This window comes from Nonomuraea sp. NPDC049695, assembly GCF_040674955.1.
Lineage (GTDB): Bacteria > Actinomycetota > Actinomycetes > Streptosporangiales > Streptosporangiaceae > Nonomuraea > Nonomuraea helvata.
The window spans coordinates 1-6,963 of record NZ_JBFANV010000183.1 but is presented as its reverse complement, the minus strand read 5'-3'; the positions used below and the strand labels follow the sequence as shown (position 1 = coordinate 6,963).

Here is a 6,963-nt window from a genome sequence, read left to right as displayed (position 1 = left end):
GGCCCGCCCAGCCCCACCCTCACCGAGATGGCCCGCAAGATCACCGCAGCCCTCGACGCCGCCTGATGCCTGCCACGGGGTCCTGCCCGGACCCCGGCTCATCGCCGATCTCTTCGAGCAGAGCGCGGTGAACCGACCCGAATTTCGGGTGCGGCATGTAAGAAATGCGGGTGTGCGTGGGGTTACCCGGTATCAGACCTGGCAGCACACCCGAGAGGGGGTGGTGGCGTGACGAACGACAGCCTCCACGATCACGACGACAGCGATGAAGTCGCCCGCTTCACGTTCATCTATCAGAGCAACTACGCGAAGGTGTTGAGCTACGCGCTCGCGTACAGCCAGCGCAGCGTGGCGGAAGATGTCGCGAACGAAACGTTCATGACGGCGTGGCGCAAGCTCGACGCGGTTCCACACGACGATCCGTTGCCGTGGCTATTGGGGGTGGCCAGGAACCACCGGCTGAAACAATCTGCCGCCGGCCGCAGACACGAGACGATCGCCCAGCGGATCGCGCAGCTCACCGACGAGCGCGACGTGGCGGCTTGGGATACCGGTGACCTGGTGGTCGAGCGAGACGCCGTCCTGGCCGCGTTCGCCTCCCTGCCGGGACAAGATGCCGAAATCCTGATCCTGAGCGCCTGGTACGGCCTCACCCCGGCACAGGCCGCGACAGTTCTCGGCTGCACGACAGCCCTCTACTACGTGCGAATCCACCGGGCGCGCCGGCGCCTGGCACGCGCGCTGAAGCAAGGTGCACCCTCGGCGACATTCCCCAAGGGCGTTCTGGAAGGACACCGCTGATGACGAACGACCTCGTAGCGGCCCTCAAGCCCTCAGCCCTGGACGAAGTGACCGCGCTCGATTCAGACGCGAAGATCTCTGCCATCGTTGCGACTCCACGGCCGGCTGCTGCCGTCCGTAGCCGCCGGGTGCCCCGGATGCCGCTTCTGCTCACTGCGTCGGTCGCGGTCGCCGTCGTGGCAGCCGCGGTGATCACCTCGCTTGCCGACGTCGGCTATCACCGCCGCCTCACTCCTCCAAGCCAGGCCGGCACTGCCGCCCCCGTTGACGCGAGGACCTTCCTGCTCGTCGGGGCGGAGCGCATCGCGGCTGCTCGGGAACCGGTCTCCGGCAAGTACTGGCATGTGAGGACCCGGAGGTGCCGCGTCGGTGTCCAGCGACCGAGCGGGCTTCCCTACCGATTCACCGCATGCGAAACCCTGGAGCAATGGACTTCCAGGAGCGGATTCGTACGCACCATCATCGGCCTCGACCCGAAGGTCTCATTTGACACCCCTGAAGATGAATCCAACTGGCGTGCCGACGGCGCACCGGCGTTGACACAGCAGCTCGGCTACACCGAGGACAACGACCGGATTTTCACCAGGTGGGGCCTGGACGGAAATCACATGGGGCTCGATCAGTTGACGAACCTGCCGTCCGACCCGAGCGCGCTGCGCAATGTGATCGCCAAGTCAGCTGTGGGAAAGCCCCAAGGGTCCGCTCTGGACAGCTTCCTGTGGAGCTCCGCCCCGGGCCTGTTCGCTCAGCCGATCACACCGAAGACACGTGCAGGCCTGTATCGGATGCTGGCCCAGATCGACGGCGTACGGGTCGTCAGCAGCGCGTTCGACACGGAAGGCCATCCAGTGGTCGTCCTCACCCACACCCAGCCGGTCCGAGCCAGTGCCGCCGGCCCGATGCGGAAGATCGAGGTTCGGCTGGTGTTCCGCCAAGACACCTACGAATTCATCAGCAGCCAGTTCGATCCAGGCAGGAACGCCACAGTCGATGAGCAAATGATCGCCGAATGGACGAACGTTCTCGGCCCTCGACAGGGCCGACGCGGACACGACTGACAGCTTGCAGGAAACCCGAAAGCCCAGGCCGTTGACCTGGGCTTTCGGGTGTGGAATCGAGGGCGCAAGGCGGTGCGGAGAGGCTTTGTTGCGGACTCGTTACGGATCCACGTCTTGCCCTTTCTGCAAGGGTTGCTGTTAACGTGCTTACGCGCGTTGGTTACGCGTGTAAGCAGATCCGCTGCTGGAAGGACCGGTACGTGCACCACCCTGCGCCTCGACCCCGAGCACGGGCTGCGGATCAACGGGGAGAGCGTCAAGCTGCGTGGCGCGTGCGTCCACCACGACAACGGCCCGCTCGGCGCGGCGACGTTCGCCCGTGCCGAGGAGCGGCGGGTGCGGATTCTCAAAGAGGCCGGCTTCAACGCCCTCCGCATGTCGCACCACCCGATGAGCAGGGCCATGCTGGACGCCTGCGACCGGCTCGGCATGCTGGTCGTGGACGAGGCGTTCGACATGTGGACCTCCGCCAAGAGCCCGTACGACTACAGCCTGAGCTTCCCCGAGTGGTGGGAGCGCGACATCGAGGCCATGGTGGCCAAGGACGTCAACCATCCCAGCGTCATCATGTACTCGATCGGCAACGAGATCCCCGAGACCGGCACGCCCTCCGGCGCCGCCTGGGGACGCAGGCTGGCCGAGAAGGTGCGCTCCCTGGACGGCACCCGCTACGTCACCAATGCGATCAACAACATGCTGGCCGTCATGGACGAACTGGTCCGCTTCCGGCAGCAGGGCGCGGGCATCAACATATTGATGGCCGACGCCGGGGACATGATGAACGCCGTCGCCGTCTCCGACGTGGTGACCGAGCGCACCGCCGAGTCGTACAGCGTGCTCGACGTGGCCGGGATGAACTACTCCGACAGCCGCTACGCGCTTGATCGCGAGAAGTTCCCGGACCGGATCATCCTCGGCACCGAGACCTTCCCCACCCGCATCGACCGCAACTGGGCACTCCTCCAGCGGCACAGCACGGTGATCGGCGACTTCACCTGGACCGGCTGGGACTACCTGGGCGAGGTCGGCATCGGCCGCCCCCAGTACGGTGACCGGCCCGTCCACACCGCGCCGTACCCGTACCTGCTGGCCGGTTGCGGTGACATCGACATCACCGGCCACCGCCGCCCCGCCTCCTACTACCGCGAGATCGTCTTCGGCCTGCGCACGCAGCCCTACCTGGCCGTCCAGCGGCCTGAGCACCACGGCGAGACCTTCATCGGCAGCCCTTGGGCGTGGAGCGACACCATCGCGAGCTGGACCTGGCCCGATGGCGCCCCCGTCACGGTTGAGGTCTACGCCGACGCCGACGAGGTCGAACTCCTCGTCAACGACCGTTCTCTCGGACGGCAACCGGTGGATCGCTTCCGCACCACGTTCGAGACGACCTACGAGCCGGGCGAACTGCTCGCCATCGCCTACCGCGACGGTGCGGAAACCGGCCGGGACCTGCTCCGCTCCGCGTCCGGGCCGACTCTGCTGCGCGCCGAGGCCGATCGGTCCGTCATCGCTGCCACCGGCGGCGATCTCGCCTATGTCAGCCTCACGCTGACCGACGCGAACGGAACGCTCCACACCTCGGCCGACCGGACGGTCCAGGTCGAGGTGTCGGGCGCGGGCGTGCTGGCCGGTTTGGGCAGCGCCGCCCCGTCCACCGAGGAACGTTTCGACGCGACCGAACGCCAGACCTACGACGGCCGCGCCCTCGCCGTCGTCCGCCCCACCGGCCCCGGCAAGATCCGGCTGCTCGCCTCGGCCCCGGGGTGCGCCCCGGTCGAGGTCATCATCGACGTCCAGGAAGAGAACGCATGATCGACCGCGAGTCCGTGGTCCGCCGCCACACGTCGAGCTCACCCGCCCCGACCCGGCGACGGTGCTCACCGTCGGCAACGGCGACTTCGCCTACACCGCCGACATCACCGGCATGCAGACCTTCACCGCCTTCCACGACCAGGCCGCCGCCCGTGCCGAAGGGCGGCTCGCGGTGAACACCGCGACGATGTCCACCTGGGGCTGGCACGCGATGCCCAACCCCGACGGCTTCGTTCTCGCCGACGCCATGTCCACGTACGAGACCTCCCGCGGACCGGTCCAGTACCCGGACAGGTTCGACATGGCCGCGATGATGGGCGGCGAGGTCGCCCGGGAGTACCGCGCCGGAACCTGGCTCCACGTGAACCCGCACCGGCTCGACCTCGGCCGCATCGGGCTCGTCCTCAGACCGGAACCAGGGGCGCCGGCGGAAGGCGATCCCGCCGCGCTCCTCGACCCGCGCCAGCGCCTCGACCTGTGGACGGGAACCCTCACCAGCGCCTTCACCTATGCCGGGCACGAAGTCCGCGTCACCACCGTCGCCGACCCCCGCCACGCACGTGTCGCCTTCCGTGTCGAATCGGACCTGCTCGCCACCGGCCAGGCCGCCGTCGCGGTCCGCTTCCCCTATGCCGGCGACGGCTTCTTCCAGACCTCCGACTGGACCGCCGCAGACCAGCACGCCACCACCCTCCACCTGCTGGACGAGCACGCCTGCCGCTTCGGCCGCATCCTCGACGACACCACCTACGTGATGCGCCTGGACTGGTCGGAGGCGACATCGACGCCACCGCGGAGCCGCACGCGTTCGAGCTGACCACGTCGGCCACCACGCTGGAGATCGTGACCAGTTTCGCCCCGGGTGGTGTGCTCGGCCGTGGTGAGTTCCTGACGATCGCAGGCGCGGCGACCACCTGGTGGCGGCGGTTCTGGACCTCTGGCGCCGCCGTCGACTTCGCCGGCAGCACCGACCCACGAGCGGCCGAGCTGGAACGCCGCGTCGTCCTGTCGCAGTACCTGACCGCGGTCAACTGCTCCGGCACCATGCCTCCTCAGGAGACCGGCCTGATCACCAACTCCTGGCAGGGCAAGTTCCACCTGGAGATGCACTTCTGGCACGCCGCCCACTTCGCTGCCTGGAGCCGCCCTGAGCTGCTGGAACGGAGTCTCGGCTGGTACGAGTCCATCCTCGACGTCGCTCGCGGGACCGCCCGACGGCAGCGCTACGCGGGAGCCCGCTGGCCCAAGCACGTCGGGCCGGACGGCCGCGAGAGCCCGTCCGACATCGGTTCCCTGCTCATCTGGCAGCAGCCCCATCTCCTCTACCTCCTCGAACTGCTCCACCGCGCCCGCAAGGAGGCCGAGGACCTGGTGACCCGCTTCGCCGGCCTGGTCGAGGAGACGGCGGCGTTCATGGCCTCCTTCGTCGAGGAACGCGACGGCGTGTATCACCTGCCCGCCCCGCTCCGGCCTGCCCAGGAGTTCTACGACGCCAGGACCACCGAGGACCCGACCTTCGAGCTCGCCTACTGGTGGTGGGGCCTGGAGATCGCGCAGCGCCGGCGTGAACGGCTCGGCCTCGAGCGGCACGAGGACTGGCAGCACATCCAGGAGAACCTCGCTCTGCCACGCCAGGAAGCGGGCGTCTACTCGGCGATCGCGACAGAGCCGTACCTGCGCCGCGACGACCACCCCTCCATGCTCTGCGCCCTCGGCGTCGTCCCCAGGACTCCGCTCATCGACCCCGACGTCATGGAGGCCACCCTCCTCGACGTCCGCGACCACTGGGACTGGAACACCGCCTGGGGCTGGGACTTCCCCGTCATGGCCATGACCGCCACCTGCCTCGGCCGCCCCGACCTGGCCGTGGACGCCCTCCTCATGGAGACCGCCAAGAACGCCTACCTGGGCACCGGCCACAGCCCGCAGATCGGCAGCATCCTGCCCCTCTACCTGCCGGCCAACGGCGCCCTCCTCACTGCCGTCTCCCTCATGACCGCCGGCTGGACGGCGCGGGCGGCGACGACTGTCCGGGCTTTCCCCGCGACGGAAGCTGGACCGTCCGGCACGAGGGCTTCCAGTCATGGCCCTGACGGCTTCTCCGCCAATTTTGGTGCTCAGGTGGATGAGCGCTGGACGACGTGTGGATTGGTCGAGGCGTCGGCCGAGCTGCGGGTGCGGTGGGTGGTCTCGCCCGCGCCGGCCAGGCTGGTGACGATCGTCTCGGCGCGGTGTCGTGCCACGCCGTGCAGGTCGTAGCAGACGGTCGTGAGCGGCGGGACCGCCAGGCGCGCGGTGGGGATGTCGTCGGCTCCGACGACGGCCATGTCGGTGGGGATGGCGAGGCCGTGCTCGTGCAGGCCGGCGAGGAGAGCGATGGCGGTCTCGTCGTTGAAGGCGCAGACACCGGTCACCGTCTGTTCGCGCCAGCCGGTGACGGCCCGCGCCGCGCTGGCGGTCTCCAGGTGTACGGTCAGCGGAACGGGAGGTTCGAGCCCGGCCTTCGTACACGCGTCGGTGGCGCCTCGCAGGCGTTCGTCGGCCATCTGCCGGAACGCGGGGTGGCCGGGCAGGGCGTAGCCGAGGCGCTGATGGCCACGGCCGATGAGATGTTCGGCCTGGAGGCGGCCGACGTGGCGCATGGGGGAGGCGCCCTCGGCCTCGGAGGGGAGTACGAGGTCGGCGCCGGCGCGGTGCAGGGCCTGGACGGTGTGCTGGTCGAAGGAGGAGAAGCCGACGACCACGGAGGCGTCGACGGCCGCGCACACGTCGGGCAGCGGCCGGCCGTGTGCCGCGGCGAGGTGGGTGACCAGGGTCAGGCCGTAGGCGGCCAGTGCGGTGGTGAGCTCTTCGACGAAGCGGCTGATGCCTGCCCCGATGGGCAGATCGGGAATGGCCAGGAGCACGACGTCGCTGCGGCCGGCCGCCAGGGAGCGGGCGGAGGCGTGCGGGCGGTAGTCCAGGTCGCGGGCGGCCTCCAGGACGCGGCGCCGGGTCTCCTCGGTGATGCGCATCCCGGGCTTGTCGTTGAGCACGAAGCTCACGGTGGCGCGGGAGACGCCGGCGGCCCGGGCGACGTCCGAACTGGTGATCCGCTTGACGGGCATGCGGTCCTCTCATCTGAACTCGGGCACCCATCGTAGGACCTGCCAGGTTACGCGAGTAATCAGAGGTCGTCCGGATCCGGACACTGTGCCGGAGAACACAGCCCGCGCCCGCCTCGCCCGGTCATAGTGGCCGGGCGTGTCCGGCATCGCAGGGGCGAGGGGCCTCGACGGACACCGCCCGCACC

General features: G+C 69.0%; 5 protein-coding genes. 4 read left to right on the top strand and 1 reads right to left on the bottom strand.

The annotated features are described in order from the left end of the window. Positions 1–228 precede the first annotated feature (228 nt). The 4 genes from AB0J64_RS56400 (at position 229) to AB0J64_RS56385 (ending at position 4,488) form a co-directional block, all read left to right on the top strand. A complete protein-coding gene (locus AB0J64_RS56400; protein WP_364046786.1) occupies positions 229–801 on the top strand; it encodes a sigma-70 family RNA polymerase sigma factor in 573 nt (190 codons plus the stop codon). After that, positions 801–1,859, top strand: coding sequence for a CU044_5270 family protein (locus AB0J64_RS56395; RefSeq protein ID WP_364046783.1), 1,059 nt, complete (start codon positions 801–803; stop codon positions 1,857–1,859). Before AB0J64_RS56400 ends, AB0J64_RS56395 begins: the two co-directional genes overlap by 1 nt. A gap of 156 nt (positions 1,860–2,015) precedes the next feature. Next, the gene (locus AB0J64_RS56390) at positions 2,016–3,671 is read left to right on the top strand and encodes a glycoside hydrolase family 2 TIM barrel-domain containing protein (protein ID WP_364046780.1); all 1,656 of its coding nucleotides are present in this window, start codon (positions 2,016–2,018) and stop codon (positions 3,669–3,671) included. A gap of 61 nt (positions 3,672–3,732) precedes the next feature. Further along, positions 3,733–4,488: a hypothetical protein gene (locus AB0J64_RS56385; protein ID WP_364046777.1), complete on the top strand. Its 756-nt coding sequence runs from the start codon at positions 3,733–3,735 to the stop codon at positions 4,486–4,488. Positions 4,489–5,788: 1,300 nt separating this feature from the next. Here AB0J64_RS56385 and AB0J64_RS56380 read toward each other — a convergent pair. After that, the gene (locus AB0J64_RS56380) at positions 5,789–6,778 is read right to left on the bottom strand and encodes a LacI family DNA-binding transcriptional regulator (RefSeq protein ID WP_364046774.1); all 990 of its coding nucleotides are present in this window, start codon (positions 6,776–6,778) and stop codon (positions 5,789–5,791) included. Positions 6,779–6,963 lie beyond the last annotated feature (185 nt).